This is a genomic window from Roseateles sp. GW823-FHT07B05, assembly GCF_058794515.1.
The window spans coordinates 396689-417851 of record NZ_JBXAGX010000003.1; the positions used below are offsets into that span (position 1 = coordinate 396689).

Genomic DNA, 21163 nt, shown 5'->3' on the forward strand with positions numbered 1-21163 from the left:
CTGGCATGATCGCCGCTCCACCGGCTGGAGCGGTTGCCCATGAAGATCATTGCCCTCAGCGGCGCGCTGCGCCGCGCCTCCTACAACACCGCGCTGCTGCGCGCCGCCGCGGGCCTCGCGCCCGCGGGCGTCAGCATCGAGCTGCGCACGCTGCACGGCATCCCGCTGTATGACGGCGATGTCGAGGCCGAGGGCGTTCCGCCCGCCGTGACCGAGCTGCGCGAAGCCATCCGCGCCGCCGACGCGCTCCTCATCGGCACCCCCGAGTACAACAACTCCATCCCCGGCGTGCTGAAGAACGGGCTGGACTGGCTGTCCCGCCCCAGCGGCGAGGGCGGCAAGCTGTTCGGCGGCAAGCCCACCGCGCTCGTCGGCGCGACGCCCGGCGGCTTCGGCACCGTGCAGTCGCAGGGCGCGCTGCTGTCCGTGCTGCGCGCCTTCGGCAACGACTTCTGGATGGGCGGGCGGCTGATGGTGTCCAAGGCCGGCACGGTGTTCGACGCCGATGGCCAGCTCATCGACGACAAGGTGCGCGTGCAGCTGCAGCAGTTCGTCGAGGGTTTCGTCGGCTTCGTGCAGAAGAGGTCCGCATGAGCGCCGTGTTCGTCGAGCGCATCACCAGCCACGTCGGCGACGTCGGCGGCCTGCCCATCCAGCGCGCGTTGCCCAACAAGGGCCGCCGCGTCATCGGCGCCTGGTGCTTTGCCGACCACGCCGGCCCGGCCACGACGGTCAAGCGCATGAACGTCGGCCCGCACCCGCACACGGGGCTGTCGACCTTCAGCTGGATGATCGAGGGCGAGATCCTGCACCGCGACAGCCTGGGCTCCGAGCAGGTGCTGCGCGCCGGCCAGGTGAACTTGATGACAGCGGGCCACGGCATCTCGCACAGCGAGGAGTCGCTGTCCGACCGCATTCACCTGGCGCAGTTGTGGATCGCGCTGCCGGACGCCGAGCGCGAGCGGCCCCCCAGCTTCCAGCACTTCCCCGACCTGCCGCGCTGCGCGGTGGGTGGCTTCGACGGCACGCTGCTGGTGGGCGAACTGGACGGCCAGCGCTCGCCGGTGCCCAGCTTCACGCCGCTGCTGGGCGTGGACCTCGCGGCCGACGGGCCAGCCGATGCGGTCATCGCGCTGCAGCCCGGCTTCGAGCATGGGCTGATGCTGCTGGAAGGCGAGGTCGAGATCGCGCCGGCCGGCCATGACGCCGTTGAGACCGTCGCGCCGGGCACGCTGCTCTACATCGGGCCGGGCTGCACGTCGGTCGAACTGCGCTGCACGTCGGCCACGCGGCTGCTGCTGCTGGGCGGCGAGCCCTGGGCCACGCCGCCGCTGCTGTGGTGGAACTTCGTCGGCCGTGAGCCGCCGGAGATGCAGACCTGGGCCGAGGACTGGGCGCGCGAGGATGGCGGCCGCTTCGGCACCGTGACCGGCTATGTCGGCCCCCGCATCGCGGTGCCGCCGGTGCCTGCCTTGCGAAAGCCTTAGGCGCGTGCGCTCCTGATCAGCGCCTCGATGCGCGGGCTGGTGTTCACCGCCACCAGCTCCACCTGCGGATTCGCCTTGGCGAACACGCGGAACAGCTCGTCCGTGAAGCCGTGCCCCACGTCGGTCACGCCGTCAAAGTCGATCTCGGCCCGCTTGAACGTCGTCAGCCGTGAACCCACGCGGCGGGCGGCCGCGCGCGAGTCCAGCGCCTGGCCCTCGGTCGTCAGCAGACGCAGCTGCACGCGGGTCTGGTCGAACTCGATGCCGTCGCCGCCGATGCTCCACGCGTTCATCACGCCGTCCAGCGTGCGCGTCGTGTTCAGCGCGATGGCCATGTAGATCGAACTGCCCTGGCGCGGCAGCGCGCGGCCCTTCTTCCAGCCGGCGCTTTCCCAGGCGCGGCGCTGATAAGCCGTGTTGTTGGCGTGGATGTCGAACACGTCGGCCAGCTGGCTGCTGAAGAACAGGCCGCGGCCGGTGTGTGCGTCGGGCGCGCTGGTGAGGCGCCCCTTGCTCAGCTCCAGCATCGCGTGCTGCGGGTCTTCCAGCTGGAAGGCGGTGCAGATCTTGTCGAACACGCCGATGCCGTCGTCGCTGACGAGCAGCTGCACATGCGTGGGCGTCTGCCGCAGCGACACGGTGACGCTGCTGCCGCCTGAATGGTCGGCCGCGTTGTTGACCAGCTCGGTGAAGCCGTGCTGCACCATGCGTTCGACGTGTTTCGGCAGCGCGAAGTGCGGCGCGAAGTCGCGCTGCCAGGGCAGGTCCTCCTGCAGACCGTACAGCGTGTAGCTCCGCGCCACCTGGCGCAGCGCGCCGGGCGAGAACACCGGCCGGCGGCTGCTGCCGCTGCGGGTCAGCCAGCCGGCGTCCACCAGGCGCTTCAGCGCCGACATCGCGGCGCGGTGGCTGGCGCCGGTGCGCTCCTCGATGTGGGCCGCCAGGTCCAGCGCGTGTTCGCCGGCGGCGGCGGTGATCCAGTTGGTCAGGTGGTCGAACACCAGTCTTGTCATTTGCGCATTGTGCTGACTACTCCCATCCGTGGGGGTGGGGCATGCCCGCGCCTCCATAGAATCCCCTACCAGTTACGACCGGGTTACCAACTACGTTGGCAGCCGCAGTCGGCCCAGATTTCTCAACTCCCCCGGGGAATTCCCATGCCTCTCGTCTCCATGCGTCAGCTGCTGGACCACGCCGCCGAAAACGGCTACGGCATCCCAGCCTTCAACGTCAACAACCTGGAGCAGGTGCAGGCCATCATGGCTGCCGCCGATGAAGTCGGCGCACCGGTCATCCTGCAAGCCTCCGCCGGCGCCCGCAAGTACGCCGGTGAGCCCTTCATCAAGCACCTCATCCAGGCCGCGGCCGAGATGTACCCGCACATCCCGCTGGTCATGCACCAGGACCACGGCACCAGCCCGAAGGTCTGCGCCGGCGCCATCGACCTGGGCTTCGGCTCCGTCATGATGGATGGCTCGCTGATGGAAGACGGCAAGACGCCGTCGTCCTTCGAATACAACATGGAAGTGACCCGCAAGGTCGTCGAGATGGCGCACGCGGTCGGCGTGACCGTCGAGGGCGAGCTGGGCTGCCTGGGCAACCTCGAGACCGGTGATGCCGGCGAGGAAGACGGCATCGGCGCCGACGTCAAGCTGGACCACTCCCAGATGCTGACCGACCCCGAGGAGGCCGCCGTGTTCGTCAAGGCCACGCAGCTCGACGCGCTGGCCATCGCCATCGGCACCAGCCACGGCGCCTACAAGTTCAGCCGCAAGCCCACGGGCGACATCCTGGCCATCGGCCGCGTGAAGGAAATCCACGCGCGCATCCCCAACACCCACCTCGTCATGCACGGCTCGTCGTCGGTGCCGCAGGACCTGCTGGCCATCATCAACCAGTACGGCGGCAAGATGAAGGAGACCTTCGGCGTGCCGGTCGAGGAGATCCAGGAAGCCATCAAGCACGGCGTGCGCAAGATCAACATCGACACCGACATCCGCCTGGCGATGACCGGCGCGGTGCGCAAGTTCATGGCCGAGAACCCCGACAAGTTCGACGCCCGCGAGTGGCTCAAGCCCGCCCGCGAGGCGGCCAAGGTCATCGCCAAGCAGCGCTACATGGAGTTCGGCTGCGAAGGCCAGGCCGGCAAGATCAAGGGCCGCACGCTGGTCGACATCGCCGCCGCCTACGCGCGCGGCGAGTTGGCTCAGAAGGTGCAGTGACGACCCGTCACTGCTTCACCTACGGCTCGCTGATGTGGGCCGACATCATGGGCCGCGTCTGCGGCCATGAGGTCGCCGGCGAGCCCGCCTCGCTGGCGGGCCACCGCCGCCACCCGGTGCGCGGCCAGGACTACCCCGGCCTGCGCCCGGCCGCCGGCGCCACCGTGCCCGGCGTGCTGTACCGGGACGTCACCGAGGCCGCCTGGGCGCGGCTGGATGCGTTCGAGGGCGAGGAGTACGAGCGCGTGGACGTCGTCGTCGCGCTGGCCGACGGGCGCACGCTGCCGGCCCAGGTCTACCGCTTCCGCGATGCGTTCGCGCCGCGGCTGCTGCCGGGCGACTGGGACGCCGACGCCTTCGCCCGCGAGGGCCGGGCGCGCTTCATCGCGCGCTATGCCGGCTTCGACGCCGTCGCACCGCGCTGAGGGCCGCAACCGCGGCCGGCGGGGCGGCACCTAAAATCGCCGCCATGCCTCAAGCCCTCTACGAATCCAGCCTCACGTCCCTCCCCCTGCTCGGCCGCGGCAAGGTGCGGGAGAACTACGCCGTCGGCGAGGACCGCATCCTGATGGTCGCCAGCGACCGCCTGTCGGCCTTCGACGTCATCATGGGCGAGCCCATTCCCGGCAAGGGCGCGCTGCTGACGAAGATGGCGCTGTTCTGGTTCGACAAGCTCGACGGCATCGTGCCCCACCACCTGACCGGCGAGGACCCGCTGTCCGTCGTCACCGACGCCGAGCGCGAGCAGATCCGCGACCGCGCGATGCTGGTCAAGCGCCTGAAGCCGCTGCCCATCGAGGCCGTCGTGCGCGGCTACCTGGCCGGCAGCGGCTGGGCCGAGTACCAGAAGACCCAGAGCGTCTGCGGCGTCGCGTTGCCCGCCGGCCTGCGCAATGCCGACAAGCTGCCCGCGCCCATCTTCACGCCCGCCACCAAGGCCGAGATGGGCGACCACGACGAGAACATCTCGTTCGAGCAGGCCGCGGCCATCATCGGCACCGAGCTGGCCACGCGCGTGCGCGACATCTCCATCCAGCTCTACCAGCGCGCTGCCGACTTCGCGCTGACCAAGGGCATCATCATTGCCGACACCAAGTTCGAGTTCGGCCTGGACGCCGACGGCACGCTGACGCTGATGGACGAGGTGCTGACGCCCGACTCGTCGCGCTACTGGCCCGTCGAGAGCTACGCGCCCGGCAGCAACCCGCCCAGCTACGACAAGCAGTTCGTGCGCGACTGGCTGGAGCAGGCCACCGTGGATGGCCAGCCCTGGGGCAAGGTGGCGCCCGCGCCGGCACTGCCGGCCAGCGTCATCGCCAAGACCGTCGAGAAGTACGAAGAAGCGCTGCAGCGGCTGACGGCATGAGCGCAGCGCCGGGCCGTCCCAAGCAAGCGCGCTCCCGCTCGGCGGGACCGGCCGCAGGCCGCAGGGTGCGTCAATGAGCGCAGCGGGGCCGGTCAAGCTGCGCAGCCGGCTGGCCCAGCGGCTGGATGGCGAGATCGCCGCTGTCGCCGCGATGCCCGGCCGCAGTGCGGTGCTGCAGGCCCAGCGCGCCATCCTGTGGCTGCGGCACGGCCGCGAGGCCGAGGCCCGCGAGGAGCTGAACCGGCTGCACGCCCGCGCGCTGGCGCAGCCGCGCGTCGAGCTGGCCGCGTGGCTGCACCTGGCCGAAGGGCTGGCGGCCTACTTCACGGCCTTCGGTGGCGGTGCCCGTGATCGCGTGCGCCGCGCGCAGGTCATGGCCGGCGCCGCCGGGCTGACGGGGCTGCAGGCGCTGGCCGACGCCTGGCTCGCCCAGATGGCCTTTGTCGACCGCGACATCGACCGCCTCGTCACCCACGCGACCGCCGCGCTGGCCGCCCCCGACCATGCCGCCGCCTGCCGCGTCGCATCGGCACTGGGCATGGCCTGGGACCTGGCCAACGACGAGGCCACCGCCTCCGGCTGGTACGCCTTCGGCCGGCGCGCTGCCAGCGCCGACGGCGACGATGCCGGCCTCGCGGCGCTGCTCTACAACCAGATGCAGATGCGCGCGCTGCGCATCCGCCATGCCGCGCTGGCCGGCGAGCCCGGCGAGGCGCCGGCCGTGCTGCTGGGCGTGGACTCCATCGGCCACTTCGACGACGCCGTGGGCGGCTCCGCCCGCGCCGACCTGACGCCGCTGCTGCGCGCCCAGCTGCTCACCGTGCAGGGCGATTTCGCCGCCGCCGCCGCGCTGCTGGAGGCGCACCTGCCCGAGGCCGTCGCCACCGGCCTGGCCCGCGTGGGCGGCAGCCTGCTGGCCGACCTGGCCTGGTGCTGGGCCAACGCCGGCGAGGCGCTGCGTGCCCGCGCGCTGGCCGACCAGGCCGCCGTCGAGGTGCAGGCCGAGGACCCGCAGCACTGCGACCTCGACGAGCGCGCCGCGCTGCATGCGCGGCTGGCCCAGGTCTATGCGCGGCTGCGCGAGGAGGCGCTGGCCGCCCGCCACGCCGACGCCGCCCAGGCCGCCTGGGCCGACGACGCGGCCCAGCGCCGCCGGTGGGCCGAGCGCCTGGCATCCGCCGGGCTGGGGACGCCGCCGCGCTGAACGCGGCGAAGTGCCGCGCTTGCCCGGGTTTTCGGGCTGTCGCGCCGCAAAGGCTGCGTTACCCTCGCGCGCCATGACCGTTTCCGCCGACGACGCCATCAACGCCTTGCCGCCCGGCACCCGCTTCGGCGAGCTGGAGGTGCTGGGCACGCTGGGCGTGGGCGGCTTCGGCATCGTCTACCTGGCGCGCGACCACGCGCTGGAGCGCGAGATCGCGATCAAGGAGTACATGCCCAGCCAGTTCGCGCAGCGCGACGGCCGCTCGCAGGTCTCCGTGCGCTCCATGTCCATGCGCGAGACCTTCGAGCTGGGCCGGCGCAGCTTCGTCAACGAGGCGCGGCTGCTGGCCCGCTTCGACCACCCGTCGCTGCTCAAGGTCTACCGCTTCTGGGAGGCCAACGGCACCGCCTACATGGCCATGCCGCGGCTGGTGGGCCAGAACCTGCGCGAGCAGCGCAAGACGATGGCGACGCCGCCCCCCGAGGCCTGGGCGCGGCGCGTGTTCGACGCGGTGCTCAGCGGCCTGGAGGCGCTGCACGCCCAGCAGGTCTGGCACCGCGACGTCGCGCCCGACAACATCTTCCTGCCGGCCGATGGCAGCCTGCCCATCCTGCTGGACTTCGGCGCCGCCCGCCAGGCCATCGGCGACCGCACGCAGGTCTTCACCGCCATCCTCAAGCCCAGCTTCGCGCCCATCGAGCAGTACGCCGAGGCGACCAGCCTGAAGCAGGGGCCGTGGACCGACTTCTACGCGCTGGCCGCCGTCATGCACGAACTGCTGACCGGCCACCCGCCGCCGCCTTGCACCGCCCGCGCGATGGGCGACGAGCTGGCGCCGCTGGCCATCGAGGGGTATTCGAGCGGCTTCCTCGCCGCGCTGGACTGGGCGCTGCGCGTGCCGCCGCACCAGCGCCCGCAGAGCGCCGCCGCCTGGCGCGAGGTGCTGGACGGCCGCGCCCCGGTGCCGCCGCCGCAGGCCGCCGTGCCGCGCCCGGCGCCACCGCGGCCCGCGCCCGCCGAGCCGGCCGGCAAGCTCGACATCGAGTTCGCCGACACCGTGCAGGCGCTGCCCGAGGACATGCTGCGCACGACCCTCGTGCCGCAGCCGCCGGCCCAGGCCCGCAGCCGCCGGCCGCTGCTGCTGGCCGGTGCCGGCGTGGCGGCCGTGCTGCTGCTGGCGCTGTTCGTCGTGCAGCTGCGCGGCAACATGGCCCGGCACGCGCCGCCGGCCGTCGACGCCGCCGCGTCCGCCGCGGCCAGTGCCGCGGACCCCGTGCTGGCCGCATCCATGCCGGCCAGCGTGCCGGCGGCCATGGCCGATGCCGCGTCGGTCCCGGCGCCGCTGCCGGTGACGCGCGTGGCCACCGTGTCCGTGGGCGGCCCTGCGGCCGCGTCGTCACCCGCGCCGGCGCCGCGCCCGGCGGCCTCCGCGCCGGCACGCCGCGACAGCGCCGCGCTCAAGCCCATCGTCACCGAGAAGGCGGGCGACTTCCGCCCCGTGCCGCGCAGCCCCGTGTTCGCCGCGCCCGAGCCGGCCGCGTCCGCCGTCGCCACGCCGGTGCAGGCCGCGCCGGCATCCACCGCCGCGGCGCCGGAGCCCCGCACGGCGGCCGAGGCCTGCGGCGGCCGCGTGCTGCTGGCGCGCGCCTGGTGCATCGACCGGCAGTGCGAGAAGCCGCAGTTCCGCAACGACGCGGAGTGCGTCAAGCTGCGGGAGCTGCGCAACAGCAATGGCGGGGTACCTTGAAGCCCCTCGCCCAGTCCTGCCGCGCTGAACGCGGGCAGACCTGAGCGGTCCCCCTAGGGGACGGCGATGCTTGCGGCATTGAGCCGCAAGCACATCGCCTGCGGGCCGGCTTGGGGCGGCCCGGCGCCGGTCCGCGCGCTTTAGAACAACGCCATCGACAGCTTGCGGCGGTAGCTGTCGATCAGCGGGTCGCTCTGCACGACGGCGGCTTTGCCGGTCAGTTCCAGCGCGCCGCTCTTGGCTTCGGCGGCGGCCTTGGGCGCCGGCTTGGTCAGCAGCTCCAGGATGGCGACGTAGGTCTTGCGCGCCGCCTCGCCGTTCCAGGCCTTGTCGCGCATGATGATTTCCAGCAGCTCGTCCATGGCCTCGGTGAAGCGCTGGCCGGCCATGTGCGTCTGCGCCAGCGTGAAGCGGGCGTCGAAATCGCGCTTGTTGGCGGCGATCGCCGCCTGCAGCGCGGCCGGGTCGGCACCGGTGCTGGCCTCGAAGGCGGTCAGCCACGTGGCCAGCGCGGCCAGCCGCGGCGACGGCACCAGCGTGTCGGCCGCCTTGGCCGCCACCGGCGCGAACGCGGCGCGGGCGTCTTCCAGCAGGCCCAGCTCCAGCAGCGCCTTCACGTAGTCGAAGCGGGCGGCGTCGTTGGCCGGGTCGGTCTGCACCGCGTGGGCCAGCTTGGCCAGCGCGCTCTCCAGGTCGCCGTCGGCCATCAGGCCCTCGGCTTCGGCCAGGTCGGCCTCGGCCTCCAGCTCTTCGCCGGCCGGCACATGCTTGTCCAGGAACTCGCGGATCTGCGCCTCGGGGATGGCGCCGACGAAGCCGTCCACCGGCTGGCCGCCGACGAACATCACGCAGAACGGGATGGAGCGCACGCCGAACATCTGGCTCAGCTGCGTGGCGATCTCGGGCACCTCGTCGCTGTTCAGCTTGGCCAGCGTGAAGCGGCCGGCGTAGGCGGTCTCCAGCTTCTCCAGGATGGGGCCCAGCGTGCGGCAGGGGCCGCACCACGGCGCCCAGATGTCCAGCAGCACGGGCTGGGTCTGGGACGCGACGATGAGTTCGGCTTCGAAGTTCTGGAGGGTGATGTCGATCATGGTCGGAGGGAGTTGAGGCCCCGGCTTCTACAATTCAAGGCTTTTCTGGCCCTCGGAGTGCGTCTTGTCCATCTCAGCCCCCACGAACCCTGACGCCGTCATCGGCATCGTCATGGGCTCCAGCAGCGACTGGGACACGATGAAGCTGGCGGCCGAGATTCTGACCGAGTTCGGTGTCGCGTTCGAGGCGCGGGTCGTGTCGGCCCACCGCATGCCCGACGAGATGTTCGCCTACGCCGAGGCCGCCAGTGGCCGCGGCCTGAAGGCCATCATCGCCGGCGCCGGCGGCGCGGCCCACCTGCCGGGCATGCTGGCCGCCAAGACGACGGTGCCGGTGCTGGGCGTGCCGGTGGCCAGCCGCCACCTGCAGGGCGTGGACTCGCTGCATTCCATCGTGCAGATGCCCAAGGGCATCCCGGTCGCCACCTTCGCGATCGGCAATGCCGGCGCGGCCAACGCCGCGCTGTTCGCCGTGGCCATGCTGGCGACGGGCGACGCGGCGCTGCTGGACAAGCTCAATGCCTACCGCACGAAACAAACCGCTGTGGCCCAGGCGATGACCGAGGACCTCCGCTGATGACTGCGCTGCTCCCCGGTGCCACGACGCCTGGCGAATCCCGCCAGACGACGCTGGGCGTGCTGGGCGGCGGCCAGCTGGGCCGCATGTTCGTCCACGCCGCGCAGGCGCTGGGCTACCGCTGCATCGTGCTGGACCCGGATGCGATCAGCCCCGCCGGCGCGGTGGCGGAGAAGCACATCCAGGCCGACTACCTCGATTCCTTCGGCCTCGCCCAGCTGGCGCGCGACTGCGACGCCATCACGACCGAGTTCGAGAACGTGCCCGCGCTGGCGCTGGAGACGCTGGCGGGCATGCGCGTCGTCGCGCCGTCGGGGGCGTCGGTGGCCGTCTGCCAGGACCGCGCCGTCGAGAAGGCGCATTTCGAGGCGGCCGGCGTGCCGTGCGCGCCGCATGCCGTCATCACCAACGACATCGAGCTGGCGGCCGTCAACCCGGCGCTGCTGCCCGGCATCCTGAAGACCAGCCGCATGGGCTACGACGGCAAGGGCCAGGTGCGCGTGAGCACCGCGGCCGAGCTGGCCGCCGCCTGGGCCGACCTGAAGCGCGTGCCCTGCGTGCTGGAGCAGCTGCTGCCGCTGCGGCGCGAGCTCAGCGTGCTGGTGGCGCGCGGCGCCGACGGCCAGCTGGTGAACTACCCGGTGCAGCAGAACCTGCACCGCGGCGGCATCCTGGCCGTCACCGAGGTGCCGGCACCCGACGTGCCGGCCGACGTGCAGCAGCAGGCCGTCGCCGCCGCCCGCCAGGTCGCCGAGGCGCTGGGCTATGTCGGCGTGCTGTGCATCGAGTTCTTCTGGCTGGAAGACGGCCGCCTGGTCGTCAACGAGATGGCGCCGCGCCCTCACAACTCCGGCCACTGGACGATGAACGGCGCCAGCGCGTCGCAGTTCGAGCTGCAGGTGAGGGCGCTGGCCGGCCTGCCGCTGCCGGAGCCGCGCCAGCACTCGGCGTCCGTCATGCTGAACCTGCTGGGCGACCTGTGGTTCTCCGACGCCGGCGGCCCCACGCCGCCCGCCTGGGACCGCGTGCTGGCCCTGCCCGGCACCCACCTGCACCTGTACGGCAAGGCCGAGGCGCGCCATGGCCGCAAGATGGGCCACCTGAACATCACGGCCGACACGGCCGAGGCGGCGCGCGCAGTCGCCGTGCAGGCAGCCGCCCTGCTGGGCCTGCCCACCGACTTCTGATGCTGCTGCTGCCCGGCAACGATCCCGCCGCCATCCAGGCCGCCGCCCGGCGCCTGGCGGACGGCGAGCTGCTGGGCCTGCCGACCGAGACGGTCTACGGCCTGGCCGCCCGGGCCGACCGGGATGAGGCCGTCGCCGGCATCTTCACCGCCAAGGGCCGGCCGGCCGACCATCCGCTGATCGTCCACGTGCTGGACGCCGCCGGTGCCGAGCCGTTTGCCGACCACCTGCCCGACACCGCCCGCCGGCTGATGGACGCGTTCTGGCCGGGGCCGCTGACCGTCATCGTGCCGCGCGCGCCCGGCATGGCCGAGGCCGCCGCGGGTGGCCAGGCCACCGTGGCGCTGCGCTCGCCGGCCCACCCGGTGGCCCGCGCCGTGCTGGCCGCGGCCCGCGAGCTGGGTGTGGCGGGCGTGGCCGCGCCCAGCGCCAACCGCTTCGGCCGCGTCAGCCCGACGCTGGCGGCGCATGTCGTCGAGGAATTCGGCCCCGGGCTGATGGTGCTGGACGGCGGCGCCTGCGAGGTGGGCATCGAGTCCAGCATCGTCGACTGCAGCCGGGAGCGCCCGGCACTGCTGCGCCCCGGCCTGCTGAGCCGCGCCCGCATCGAGGCCGCACTGGGCCAGCCGCTGGCCGAGCCCGATGCCGCCGCGCCCAAGGCCTCGGGCACGCTGGCCGCGCATTACGCGCCGGCCGCCCGGGTGCGGCTGCTGGACGCCGAAGGGCTTTCTTTACGTCTGGCGGCTGCGACCGCCAGCGGGAGCCTGGAAGGGGTGGCGGTATATTCACGCGCCCAGTTGCCGGCCTGGCTCTGGCAGGCCCAGCCGTCCGACCCGGCGGCCGCGGCGCACGAGTTGTTTGCGGTGCTGCGGGCGCTGGATGCGGCCGGCGCCCGGGAAATCTGGGTCGAAGCGCCTCCGCGCGAGCCGGCCTGGGATGGCGTCCGTGACCGGCTCAGCCGGGCCGCCGCCGCCTTCACTGATTGAGTTTTGTCCCTGAGTTCATCGTCATGCACCGAGTTGTCTCCCAGAAATTGAAGCGCGGCCTGACCCTGGCCGCGGTGGCGGCTGCGGCGCTGATCGCCGGCTGCGGCGGCGGGGGCACCTCGCAGATCGAACCGTTCGCGCCGACCCGCATCATTGCCTTCGGCGACGAGAGCGGCACCATCCTGCAGAGCGGCAAGAAGTACGGCATCAACGCGCTGAACACGGACACCAAGCAGGTCGAGTGCTCGCTGAACCCGGTCTGGACGCAGCAGCTGGCCGCCGGCTTCGGCTTCGTCTACCAGCAGTGCAACACCAGCTTCGTCGCACTGCCGCAGGGCGTCATGTACGCCGCCGCCGGCAACAAGGTGGCCGACGTGCGCGACAAGATCGATGCACACCTGTCCAACGACCGTTTCGGCCCCAGGGACCTGGTGGCCATCATGGTGGGTGTGAACGACATCGTGGAGCTGTACAAGCAGTTCCCGGCGGTCAGCCGCGAATCGCTGCTGGGCGAGGCCAAGGCGCGCGGCAAGCTGCTGGCCGAGCAGGCCAACCGCATCGCCAATGCCAACGGCCGTGTGCTGGTAGCTACCATCTTCGAAGTGGGTCAGACGCCCTTCGGCCTGAAGGAACGCGAGCAGCAGACCGACATCGACCGCGCCCTGTTCCTGGACGAGCTGAGCGCCGCGTTCAACACGTCCATGCGGCTGAACCTGCTGAACGACGGCCGGCTGGTGGGTCTGGTGCTGGTGGACGAGACCATCCAGCGCTTCGTGCGCTTCCCCTACCTGGGCAGCTTCACGAACGTGACGGAAGCCGCCTGCCGCACCGACGTGGCACCGCAGGACTGCACGATCGACACGCTGAAGCCCGACGCCTCGCCGCAGACCTGGCTGTGGGCCGGCGACACGCTGCTGGGGCCGGCGGCACAGCAGCAGGTCGCCAACCTGGCGCTGTCGCGCGCCAAGAACAACCCGTTCTGACGGCGCGCGGCCCGGGCGGGGTCAGGCGCCCGGCGTGCGCAGCTCGCGGCGCAGGATCTTGCCGACGTTGCTCTTGGGCAGCTCGTCGCGGAACTCGATGAACCTGGGCCGCTTGTAGGCCGTCATCTGCTGGGCGCAATAGCTGGCCAGGTCTTCCTCGGCCAGCGCCGGGTCGCTCTTGACGACGAACAGCTTGACGGCCTCGCCGGACTTGGCGTCCGGCACGCCGACAGCGGCGCATTCCAGCACGCCGGGGTACAGGTTGACGACCTGCTCGATCTCGGTCGGGTACACGTTGAAGCCGCTGACGAGGATCATGTCCTTCTTGCGGTCGACGATGCGCACATAGCCGCGCTCGTCCATGATGCCGATGTCGCCGCTCTTGAAGAAGCCGTCGCCGTACATGACGTTGGCGGTCTCGTCCGGGCGCTTCCAGTAGCCGGCCATGACCTGCGGGCCGCGGATGCAGATCTCGCCGCGCTCGCCCAGGGGCAGGTCTTGCCCGTCGTCGTCGCGGATGGTGATCTCGGTGCCCGAGATGGGCAGGCCGATGCTGCCGTTGAAGGCGCGCTGGTCCAGCGGGTTGATCGTGGCCGCCGGCGCGGTCTCGGACAGGCCGTAGCCCTCGACAACCGGGCAGCCGGTGACCTTGAGCCACTTCTCCGCCGTGGCCTGCTGCACGGCCATGCCGCCGCCGTTGGAGATGGTCAGTTCGGAGAAGTCCAGCCGCGCGAAGGCGGGCTCGTTGGCCAGCGCGTTGAACAGCGTGTTGACGGCCGGGAAGATGTGCACCTTGTGGCCGCGCAGCGTCTCGATGAAGCCGGGGATGTCGCGCGGGTTGGGCACCAGGATGTTCAGGTGGCCCATGCGCGCGCCGAGCATGAAGCAGGCCGTCAGCGCGTAGATGTGATACAGGGGCAGCGCGCAGACGTTGGTGAACTGCACGTCGCCGTTGTCGTAACCGGGCACCGTGGACAGCATGGGCTGGAACCAGGCCTCCACCTGCAGGATGTTGGCGACGATGTTCCGGTGCAGCAGCGTGGCGCCCTTGGACACGCCGGTGGTGCCGCCGGTGTATTGCAGGAAGGCGACGTCGTCGGGGCCCAGCTCGGGCTTCTTCAGGTGCAGGCGGTCGCCGTGGGCCAGCGCCTCGTTGAAGCGCACGACAGTGCGGCCGTCGCCGACGGGCAGGCGGAACTCCGGCACCATCTTCTTCAGATGACGCACGGCGAAGTTGATCAGCGGGCCCTTCCACCAGCTCAGCAGGTCGCCCATCGACGCCAGCACGACGTGGTGCACGTCGGTGGCGTTGAGCACCTCGGCCAGCGTGTGCGCGAAGTTCTCCAGCACGACGATGGCGCGCGCGCCGGAGTCCTTCAGCTGGTGCTCCAGCTCGCGCGGCGTGTACAGCGGGTTCACGTTCACGACGACGAAGCCCGCGCGCAGGATGCCGGCGATGGCCACGCCGTACTGCAGCACGTTGGGCATCATGATGGCGACGCGGTCGCCCTGCTTGAGGCCTTGCGCCTGCAGCCACGCGCCCAACTGCACCGACAGCCGGTCCATCTCGGCGAAGCTCATGCGCTGGCCCATGCAGACGGCCGCGTCGCGGCGCGCATGCTGGCGGAAGGCCTCGTTCAGCAGGTCCACCAGCGAGCGGTAGGCGCCCGTGTCGACCTGCGACGGCACGCCCGGCGGGTAGCCGGCCAGCCAGGGCTTGTCGCGGGATGTCACCTGCGTGACGTCGGCAAGAACGGCGGTCATTCGAGGCCCCTTCGCATGCTCTGCGTGCTTTGCGTGAAGCCGCTGATGGTGGGACTGCCAGTTACATCAAGCTAGGGGAGTTGCCCTAGGACGGACGTATCGGCTTGAAAGAGGCCGCGTGCCAATGTGTCTTCGCGCTGTCGCACAGTGGACAGGAACTCGCCCGCGCCGCGCATCGCGCGGAAGGTGTCGAAGCCGCTTTCGAGGAAGTGCTGCAGCGCACCCAGGCCGGCCATCTGCGCGGGCCCGCGCATCAGCCGCAGCGACTGGCGCAGCAGCGGCTTCCGGGTGAGCTTGTCGAGCGACTCGCCGACGGCCATCGTCAGCTCGATCTGCTGCTGGCGCGTGGCCGGGTCGCTGCAGGCGCGCCACGCGATGGCGTACTCCTCGGCCGTGACGTCGGGCGACATCAGGTGCTCGGCCATGCGCGTGTCCAGCCGCTCCGACAGCGCATGCAGGCGGGCGAGCCGGGCGACGGTGTCCACCACCTCGTCGGGGAACAGCCTCGTCAGCGTCGGGATGACGCGGGCGAACTGCGCGTCGCGCTGGCGGTAGTCGTCGGGGCCGTAGAGCTCGTGCAGGAAGAAGCGCGTGGCGGCCTCGTAGCGCGGGTTGGCGAGCAGGTCGGCGTAGGTGCGGGCGAAGCGGCGCTGCTGGTAGGTCTTGACGGCCTGCACGCGCGCGTCGAGCCCGGGGTCGGCGGCGCGCCGCTCGCGCTCGGCGTCGACGGCGCGCAGCTCCTTCAGCAGGGATTCGGCACTGAGTTCATCCATGGGGCCGCCTCATTTTGCCCGCTTAGACTGGCCCGATGAATGGGCGCTTGCAGAGGATCTGGGTGTTGCTGCGGCTGGCCGCGGCGCTGTGGGTGGGCTGGCGCTTCGGCTGGATCTGGGGCGCGGCGACGCTGGGCCTGCATGCGGCGGTGCTGGCGTTCGCGTTCGCGCAGCTGCGCTGGGTCAACCGGCCCGCGCCGGCGTGGGGTCAGCTCTTGCGCGCCTGGGCTGGCGAGGTCGCCGCCAGCGAGCTGGCGTTCTCCTGGCGCCAGCCGTGGCGGGAGTGGGCCGAGCCCGACCACCTGCCCGCCGGCGCCACGCAGGGCGTGCTGCTGGTGCATGGCTTCTCGTGCAACCGCGGCCGCTGGAACGGCTGGATGAAGCTGCTGCGCGCGCGGGGTGTGGCCTTCGTCGCGCCGACGCTGGAGCCGGCGTTCGGCAGCATCGACGCCTACGCGGACGAGATCGAGGCCGGCGTGCGGAAGCTCAAGGCCCTGACGGGGCGCATGCCGCTGCTGTGCGCGCACAGCATGGGCGGCCTGGCGCTGCGGGCCTGGTGGCGAAAGTACGGCGCCGGGCACGAGGCGCCGCACGTCATCACGCTGGGCTCACCCCACCAGGGCACGCGCATGGCGGCGCTGGGGCTGGGCGTCAACGCGGCTCAGATGCGCCAGGGCAGCGCCTGGCTGGCGCAGCTGCCGGGGCTGCCCGACGTGGACTGCTTCTGGACGCCGTGTGACCAGATCGTCAACCCGGCCGAGCGCGCCGTGCTGCCCGGCGCGCGGGCGCACCGGCTGGACGGCGTGGGCCACATGGGCCTCGTGCATGCGCCCGAGGCCTGGCAGCTCGTTCAGGACGCGCTGGCTTCTTCCTTCAGCACGCCGCGGCGGATCTGATCGAGCTCGATGCTCTCGAACAGCGCCTTGAAGTTGCCCTCGCCGAAGCCCTCGTTGCCCTTGCGCTGGATGAGCTCGAAGAAGATCGGGCCGATGACTTCCTTCGTGAAGATCTGCAGCAGCAGCTCGTTGTCCACGCCCAGGTGCGTGGCGCCGTCGATGAGGATGCGCAGGCGGCGCAGCTCGGCAACGTTCTCGCCGTGGCCCGGCAGGCGCTTGTCGATCAGGTCGAAGTAGGTCTCGATGGTGTCCTGGAAGGCCACGCCCGTGCCCTTCATGCCCTCGACGGACTTGTAGATGTCCGTCGTGCCCAGCGCCACGTGCTGGATGCCCTCGCCGTGGTACAGGTCCAGGTACTCGGCGATCTGGCTCTTGTCGTCGGAACTCTCGTTGATCGGGATGCGGATCTTGCCGCAGGGGCTGGTCATGGCCTTGCTCTTCAGGCCGGTCAGCTTGCCCTCGATGTCGAAGTAGCGCACCTCGCGGAAGTTGAAGAAGCGCTCGTAGAACTCCGACCACTCCTTCATGCGGCCACGGAAGACGTTGTGCGTCAGGTGGTCGATCTCGGTCAGGCCGTGGCCCACCGGGTTGGGGTCCACCGGCTGGCCGGCGGCGTCCAGCAGCGGCACGAAGTCGACGTCGTAGATGCCGATGTTGCCGATGGCACCCGGCTTGGCGCCGCCCTTGCCCTGCCAGCGGTCGACGAAGTAGATCAGCGAGTCGCCGATGCCCTTGATGGCCGGGATGTTCAGCTCCATCGGGCCGGCCTTGTTGTCGAAGCCCCAGGCGCCCAGCTCCAGCGCGCGCTGGTAGGCGTGGGCGGCGTTCTCCACGCGGAAGGCGATGGCGCAGATCGACGGGCCGTGCAGCCGCGCGAAGCGCTGCGCGAACGAGTCGGTCTCGGCGTTGATGATGAAGTTGACGCCGCCCTGGCGATACAGCGTCACGTTCTTGTGGCGGTGGCGGGCCACGGCCGTGAAGCCCATCGTGCGGAACAGCTCGCCCAGCCCGGCCGGGTCGGGCGCGGCGAACTCGATGAACTCGAAACCGTCGGTGCCCATGGGGTTGTCCCAGGGGGTGAACTTGGCCATGTCTGCCTCGTGAGCTGTGCTGTGGAAGCTGAAAATTCTGCGGCGCAGGGGGCGCAGAATTCATGCAATTTGTGGCGCCATGTCTTGATGTGGCGCAAAAATCATGCGTATTTGGCTGCCATGGCGCCGGCTGGCCGCCAGGCCATGGCCTGCCAGGATGGTTTTCAGGCGCCCGCTGCGGCGCAGCCGGGCCATGCCCTCGCCGAAGGCGGCTGAGCCGCACGGAAGCTGCACAATTTCCCGCATGGACGCCCCCCTCGAGCTCGACACCATCGATCGCCGCATCCTGCGCGCGCTGCAGGCCGATGGCCGGCTCACCTACGACGCGCTGGCCGCCGAGGCGGGGCTGTCGTCGTCCGCCGTGTTGCGCCGCGTGCGCCGGCTGGAGGAGGCGGGCTTCATCGGCAGCTACGTGGCGCTGGTGCCGCCCGAGCGTGTGGGCCTGGGCCTGACGGCCTACCTCAATGTGCGGCTGGAGAAGCAGACCGAGAGCCCGCTGCGCAATCCGCGCGATCTCTTTCGTGCGGCCGTGCAGACCTGGCCCGAGGTGGTGGAGTGCGCCGCGCTGACCGGCGAGATGGACTACCTGCTGCGCGTGCTGGTGCAGGACATGCAGCACTACGCCCGCTTCATCAGCGACACGCTGCTGATGCACCCCAGCGTGCAGGACTGCAAGACCAGCTTCGTGCTGGAGCGGCTGAAGAACACCACGGCGGTACCAGTCTAGGGGGGTGAGGCGCCGGCGCTTGAACCGGCGCGATGCCGGGCAGAACTCATGGCCCAGGGTCGACGCCGCAGCCTGCGGCGGGCCCTGTCAGCCCATCCACCTCAGGAGTTCTGCATGCGTCTTCTTGCTCACACCGCCGCCCTTGCCCTGCTGGGCCTGCCGCTGGCCAGCCACGCGCTGGACGGCGTCACCGACCCCAAGGGCGACTTCCTCGCCACCTTTGGCGGCAGCGCCGCCGCCAGTGCCGACCTGGACGTCGTCGCCGCCACCGTGTTCTACAACGCCAGCACCGACACCTTCACGCTGAGGGCCACGATGGACGGCAACGTGGGCAGCACCGCCACGGGTCTGTACGTCTGGGGCGTGAACCGCGGCGCCGGCACGGCCGGCTTCGCCAACAACCTGGGCCTGAACGGCGTGCGCTTCGACCGCGTCGTCCTGCTCAACCCCAACGGCACGGGCACCGTGGCCGGCGCCGGCGCACTGCCGACGGGCTCGGTCGTCATCAGCGGCAAGACCATCACCGCCACCGTCAGCGGCGCGCTGCTGCCCAGCACCGGCTTCGCGAACAAGCTGGACTACACCTTCAACCTGTGGCCGCGCAACACGACCTTCGCCGGCGTGAGCGCCATCTCCGACTTCGCGCCCAACAACGCCAACTTCACGGCCACGCCGGTGCCGGAGCCGGCCAGCGCCGCGCTGCTGCTGGGCGGCCTGGGCCTGGTGGCGGCCTACCGCCGCCGTCAGTCGAAGTCGTGAAGCAGCTTTAGGGTGTGGGCTTCGCCGAGGTTCAGCAACTCGGCGATGTCGTGCAGGTCGTCCGGCACGCCTGCATCGTCCCAGCCCCGGGCCGTGTGCCGCGCCAGGCGCACGGCCAGGTGCACGCAGCGCACCTGCGGGTCGCGCGCATGCTTGTCGTTGGTGATGCGCATCAGCAGGTCCGGCAGGTGCCAGCGCTTCATCAGCGCCTGCTCCAGGTCGGCCAGCTCGATGCCCAGCACCTGGCGCTGCGCGGCCGCGCTGCGCATCGAGTGGTCGGCGTCCTGCAGCGCGGCGATCTGCAGCGCCAGGTCGGGCGCGTGCAGCCACAGCAGCATCTCGGCAAAGTCGTGCAGCAGCGCCGCGCTGTGGATGACGGCGGCGTCCGGGTCGGCGCGGTGCGCCGCGAACCCCAGCGCGAAGCGCGACGCGCGCTCGGCGCGCTGCATCACGCGCGCCAGCCCCAGCAGCGCGTCCTCGTGGTCGGCCAGCGCGGCCTCCATCGTCGGCTGCGGCCCGAAGGCGCGGAAGAACGGCGTGATGCCCATCAGCACCAGCGCGGCGGTCACGGTCTCGGTGTCGGCCATCAGCCGGCCGCGCTTCAACTCGCTGGCGTGGGCGATGACCTTCAGCGACATCAACGGGTCGGTCGAGATCGTCTCGGCCAGCCCGTGTGCGTCCACGTCGTCCTCGGTGGCGCGCATCAGCTCCAGCGCCTCGGCCGTCTCGGCCAGCACGGGGATCTCGGCGGTCGCAAAGGCTTCCACCCAGGCATCGAGGCTGGGCAGCGGGCGGGTCAGGCGCAGCGGGGCGGACATGATGTCCGGATGCTAGGACGAGGACGGGCCGCATGCTCGTCACATGCGGCCCGGTTTTCGGCCTCAGTTCACAGCCTGCGCACGCCGTCCAGCTGCGCGGTCAGCTGGCCGTCGACGTACAGCGCCCCTTCGGGCGCGCCGGCTTCGGCGTAGAACTCCAGCTGATGGCGGGCGCGGCGGCGGCGGTAGGCGGGCGAGAACACCAGCCGGATCGCGCGCGCCGCGCGCTTGATGCGGACCCAGCGGCGGGCCCAGGCGTCGTGGGTGTCGGCGGCGTCGGGGCCGCGCAGTTCGATCAATCTCATGAGGGTCTCCTTGGCACTCGCCGGCGGCCCTCATCACATGGATCGAGGGGCGGGCGGTGCGGCTGATTCAGGGGCTGTCGTCGGGGAAGCGGTCGCGCAGCAGCCGTCGCAGTTCCAGGCGGGCCTGCTGGCGCAGCGCATGGGCGTCGGTGGCGCTCTGGTGTCGGCCGGCCTGGCGTTTGAGCGCCGGCGCGACGAGCGGATTGCGCGGTTTGCGCAGCGTCAGCTTCATGGGTCGCGGGGAGGTGAATTGGGGCATGGAGTGCTCCGGTTGGGGCCGCGCGGGGCGCAGCGGGCAATGCAGCGGCTCGACCCGGCAGGGCCTGCGTTTGCGCGAAAGAGTCGGGGTGCCCGGGGCTTGCTGCTCGAGGCAAGCGGGCCGGGTGGTCAAGGCTTGGGAGGGGTGGCACTCGCCATGACGTTCGGGGACTGCAACGTCACAACTTGCGCAAATGATAAACAAACGTTGCTCTTGCGCAAGCGGTTTTTATCCAACATCCCTAACGTGCGGGGGCGCAGCCGTCCAATGACGGAGGCGCGGAACGATCAGCGTTTCTTGGCCTTGAGCGGCGCGATGCCGGACTGCAGCCGGCGCCATTCATCCAGCTCGGCCTGCGAGCTGGGCGCCGCCTTGGCCGCCGCGCGGGGCGGTGGCGGCGCGGCGGGCTGGGGCGTGAGCACCTCGCCCAGCAGGTCCAGCAGCCGCGTGCGGGCGCGCTGCGGGTGGCGGCGGTAGTACGTCAGCACCAGGCCGACGATGAAGCGCTCGTCGTCGTCCTGCGGCAGGCTGGGCGAGGGCTCGGGCGGCGGCGGGGCGACGTGGCCCATGGCCGCGGCCATCGACGAGAGCGGCGCCGGGGCGGGCGCGGCGCCATGCTCGATGTCCATCCAGCCCGGCGTCTTGTGGCACAGCTGCTCGAACTGCCGCGCCAGCCGCTCGCCGATCTGGCGCGAGCGGCCCTTGATCTGGCTCCAGTAGCTGGGCTGGATCTGCAGCTTCTCGGCAAAGCGCCGCTCCAGGCCACGCAGGGTGGCGGCATCGGGGTGTTTGACGGTGGCGCTGACGAACTCTTCGAACAGCCGCATCGCGTTGTCCAATCGGATCTGCGCGACGTCGCGGGGGGCGCTGGGCATGGGGGGTGATGATAAATGACCGTTCACCAAGCCCCCGGGGCCCGGC

Annotated in this window: 24 protein-coding genes; 14 read left to right on the top strand and 10 right to left on the bottom strand. The window is 71.2% G+C overall.

The window, feature by feature from the left end; translation table 11 throughout:
- Positions 1-39 precede the first annotated feature (39 nt).
- Both AC1Q7O_RS10030 and AC1Q7O_RS10035 read left to right on the top strand, forming a co-directional pair.
- Positions 40-594 carry an NADPH-dependent FMN reductase gene (locus AC1Q7O_RS10030; protein WP_492658884.1) on the top strand — a complete coding sequence of 185 codons (555 nt, stop codon included), beginning with the start codon at positions 40-42 and terminating at the stop codon, positions 592-594.
- Positions 591-1487 (top strand): pirin family protein, encoded by an 897-nt coding sequence (locus AC1Q7O_RS10035; RefSeq protein ID WP_492658883.1) that lies wholly within the window; start codon positions 591-593, stop codon positions 1485-1487. The genes AC1Q7O_RS10030 and AC1Q7O_RS10035 overlap by 4 nt, the downstream gene beginning before the upstream one ends.
- On the opposite strand, the gene AC1Q7O_RS10040 is transcribed toward AC1Q7O_RS10035, so the two are convergent.
- Positions 1484-2500, bottom strand: coding sequence for an STAS-like domain-containing protein (locus AC1Q7O_RS10040; RefSeq protein WP_492658882.1), 1017 nt, complete (start codon positions 2498-2500; stop codon positions 1484-1486). The two genes, AC1Q7O_RS10035 and AC1Q7O_RS10040, sit on opposite strands and share 4 nt — an antisense overlap.
- A 144-nt stretch (positions 2501-2644) precedes the next feature.
- Here AC1Q7O_RS10040 and fba point away from each other — a divergent pair, with 144 nt between their 5' ends.
- The 5 genes from fba to AC1Q7O_RS10065 all read left to right on the top strand — a co-directional run bounded on the left by fba (position 2645) and on the right by AC1Q7O_RS10065 (position 8026).
- A complete protein-coding gene (gene fba / locus AC1Q7O_RS10045; RefSeq protein ID WP_492658881.1) occupies positions 2645-3709 on the top strand; it encodes a class II fructose-bisphosphate aldolase in 1065 nt (354 codons plus the stop codon).
- The gene (locus tag AC1Q7O_RS10050; RefSeq protein WP_492658880.1) at positions 3706-4134 is read left to right on the top strand and encodes a gamma-glutamylcyclotransferase family protein; all 429 of its coding nucleotides are present in this window, start codon (positions 3706-3708) and stop codon (positions 4132-4134) included. Before fba ends, AC1Q7O_RS10050 begins: the two co-directional genes overlap by 4 nt.
- A 44-nt stretch (positions 4135-4178) precedes the next feature.
- Positions 4179-5075 carry a phosphoribosylaminoimidazolesuccinocarboxamide synthase gene (locus AC1Q7O_RS10055; protein WP_492658879.1) on the top strand — a complete coding sequence of 299 codons (897 nt, stop codon included), beginning with the start codon at positions 4179-4181 and terminating at the stop codon, positions 5073-5075.
- A gap of 73 nt (positions 5076-5148) precedes the next feature.
- Complete coding sequence (locus AC1Q7O_RS10060; RefSeq protein WP_492658878.1) at positions 5149-6279, top strand: hypothetical protein; 1131 nt, start codon at positions 5149-5151, stop codon at positions 6277-6279.
- Between the two features lie 73 nt (positions 6280-6352).
- Positions 6353-8026, top strand: coding sequence for a serine/threonine protein kinase (locus AC1Q7O_RS10065; RefSeq protein WP_492662689.1), 1674 nt, complete (start codon positions 6353-6355; stop codon positions 8024-8026).
- A 140-nt stretch (positions 8027-8166) separates the two neighbouring features.
- Here AC1Q7O_RS10065 and AC1Q7O_RS10070 read toward each other — a convergent pair whose 3' ends face one another.
- A complete protein-coding gene (locus AC1Q7O_RS10070; protein ID WP_492661564.1) occupies positions 8167-9117 on the bottom strand; it encodes a tetratricopeptide repeat protein in 951 nt (316 codons plus the stop codon).
- Positions 9118-9229: 112 nt separating this feature from the next.
- Here AC1Q7O_RS10070 and purE point away from each other — a divergent pair, with 112 nt between their 5' ends.
- From purE to AC1Q7O_RS10090, 4 genes are read left to right on the top strand one after another with little or no spacing between them, the layout of a single operon-like run.
- Positions 9230-9694: a 5-(carboxyamino)imidazole ribonucleotide mutase gene (gene purE / locus AC1Q7O_RS10075; RefSeq protein WP_492661567.1), complete on the top strand. Its 465-nt coding sequence runs from the start codon at positions 9230-9232 to the stop codon at positions 9692-9694.
- On the top strand, positions 9694-10881 hold the full coding sequence (locus AC1Q7O_RS10080; RefSeq protein WP_492661563.1) for a 5-(carboxyamino)imidazole ribonucleotide synthase: 1188 nt from the start codon (positions 9694-9696) through the stop codon (positions 10879-10881). Before purE ends, AC1Q7O_RS10080 begins: the two co-directional genes overlap by 1 nt.
- Positions 10881-11867 (top strand): L-threonylcarbamoyladenylate synthase, encoded by a 987-nt coding sequence (locus AC1Q7O_RS10085; RefSeq protein WP_492661562.1) that lies wholly within the window; start codon positions 10881-10883, stop codon positions 11865-11867. Before AC1Q7O_RS10080 ends, AC1Q7O_RS10085 begins: the two co-directional genes overlap by 1 nt.
- A complete protein-coding gene (locus AC1Q7O_RS10090; RefSeq protein WP_492661561.1) occupies positions 11864-12850 on the top strand; it encodes an SGNH/GDSL hydrolase family protein in 987 nt (328 codons plus the stop codon). The genes AC1Q7O_RS10085 and AC1Q7O_RS10090 overlap by 4 nt, the downstream gene beginning before the upstream one ends.
- Before the next feature lie 21 nt (positions 12851-12871).
- On the opposite strand, the gene AC1Q7O_RS10095 is transcribed toward AC1Q7O_RS10090, so the two are convergent.
- Positions 12872-14614 (bottom strand): long-chain-fatty-acid--CoA ligase, encoded by a 1743-nt coding sequence (locus AC1Q7O_RS10095; RefSeq protein ID WP_492661560.1) that lies wholly within the window; start codon positions 14612-14614, stop codon positions 12872-12874.
- 71 nt (positions 14615-14685) lie between these two features.
- Positions 14686-15387: a DUF8198 family protein gene (locus AC1Q7O_RS10100; RefSeq protein WP_492661559.1), complete on the bottom strand. Its 702-nt coding sequence runs from the start codon at positions 15385-15387 to the stop codon at positions 14686-14688.
- 35 nt (positions 15388-15422) lie between these two features.
- Here AC1Q7O_RS10100 and AC1Q7O_RS10105 point away from each other — a divergent pair, with 35 nt between their 5' ends.
- Entirely contained in the window at positions 15423-16283 is an 861-nt protein-coding gene (locus AC1Q7O_RS10105; RefSeq protein ID WP_492662690.1) for an esterase/lipase family protein, read from the top strand.
- Here AC1Q7O_RS10105 and hppD read toward each other — a convergent pair.
- Together hppD and AC1Q7O_RS10115 are read right to left on the bottom strand one after the other, a co-directional pair.
- Complete coding sequence (gene hppD, locus AC1Q7O_RS10110) at positions 16238-17374, bottom strand: 4-hydroxyphenylpyruvate dioxygenase (RefSeq protein WP_492661557.1); 1137 nt, start codon at positions 17372-17374, stop codon at positions 16238-16240. The two genes, AC1Q7O_RS10105 and hppD, sit on opposite strands and share 46 nt — an antisense overlap.
- Before the next feature lie 60 nt (positions 17375-17434).
- On the bottom strand, positions 17435-17620 hold the full coding sequence (locus tag AC1Q7O_RS10115) for a hypothetical protein (protein ID WP_492661556.1): 186 nt from the start codon (positions 17618-17620) through the stop codon (positions 17435-17437).
- Between AC1Q7O_RS10115 and AC1Q7O_RS10120 the strand changes: the two genes are divergently transcribed.
- Both AC1Q7O_RS10120 and AC1Q7O_RS10125 read left to right on the top strand, forming a co-directional pair.
- Positions 17619-18101 (top strand): Lrp/AsnC family transcriptional regulator, encoded by a 483-nt coding sequence (locus AC1Q7O_RS10120; RefSeq protein WP_492661555.1) that lies wholly within the window; start codon positions 17619-17621, stop codon positions 18099-18101. The genes AC1Q7O_RS10115 and AC1Q7O_RS10120 overlap by 2 nt on opposite strands.
- A 114-nt stretch (positions 18102-18215) precedes the next feature.
- Positions 18216-18860 carry a PEP-CTERM sorting domain-containing protein gene (locus AC1Q7O_RS10125; RefSeq protein WP_492661554.1) on the top strand — a complete coding sequence of 215 codons (645 nt, stop codon included), beginning with the start codon at positions 18216-18218 and terminating at the stop codon, positions 18858-18860.
- Here the strand turns inward: AC1Q7O_RS10125 and AC1Q7O_RS10130 are convergent.
- The 4 genes from AC1Q7O_RS10130 to AC1Q7O_RS10145 form a co-directional block, all read right to left on the bottom strand.
- Complete coding sequence (locus AC1Q7O_RS10130) at positions 18845-19678, bottom strand: HDOD domain-containing protein (RefSeq protein ID WP_492661553.1); 834 nt, start codon at positions 19676-19678, stop codon at positions 18845-18847. The genes AC1Q7O_RS10125 and AC1Q7O_RS10130 overlap by 16 nt on opposite strands.
- Before the next feature lie 68 nt (positions 19679-19746).
- On the bottom strand, positions 19747-19983 hold the full coding sequence (locus AC1Q7O_RS10135) for a hypothetical protein (protein WP_492661552.1): 237 nt from the start codon (positions 19981-19983) through the stop codon (positions 19747-19749).
- 67 nt (positions 19984-20050) lie between these two features.
- On the bottom strand, positions 20051-20215 hold the full coding sequence (locus tag AC1Q7O_RS10140; protein ID WP_492661551.1) for a hypothetical protein: 165 nt from the start codon (positions 20213-20215) through the stop codon (positions 20051-20053).
- 314 nt (positions 20216-20529) lie between these two features.
- The gene (locus tag AC1Q7O_RS10145; protein ID WP_492661550.1) at positions 20530-21117 is read right to left on the bottom strand and encodes a hypothetical protein; all 588 of its coding nucleotides are present in this window, start codon (positions 21115-21117) and stop codon (positions 20530-20532) included.
- Between the last annotated feature and the right edge of the window lie 46 nt (positions 21118-21163).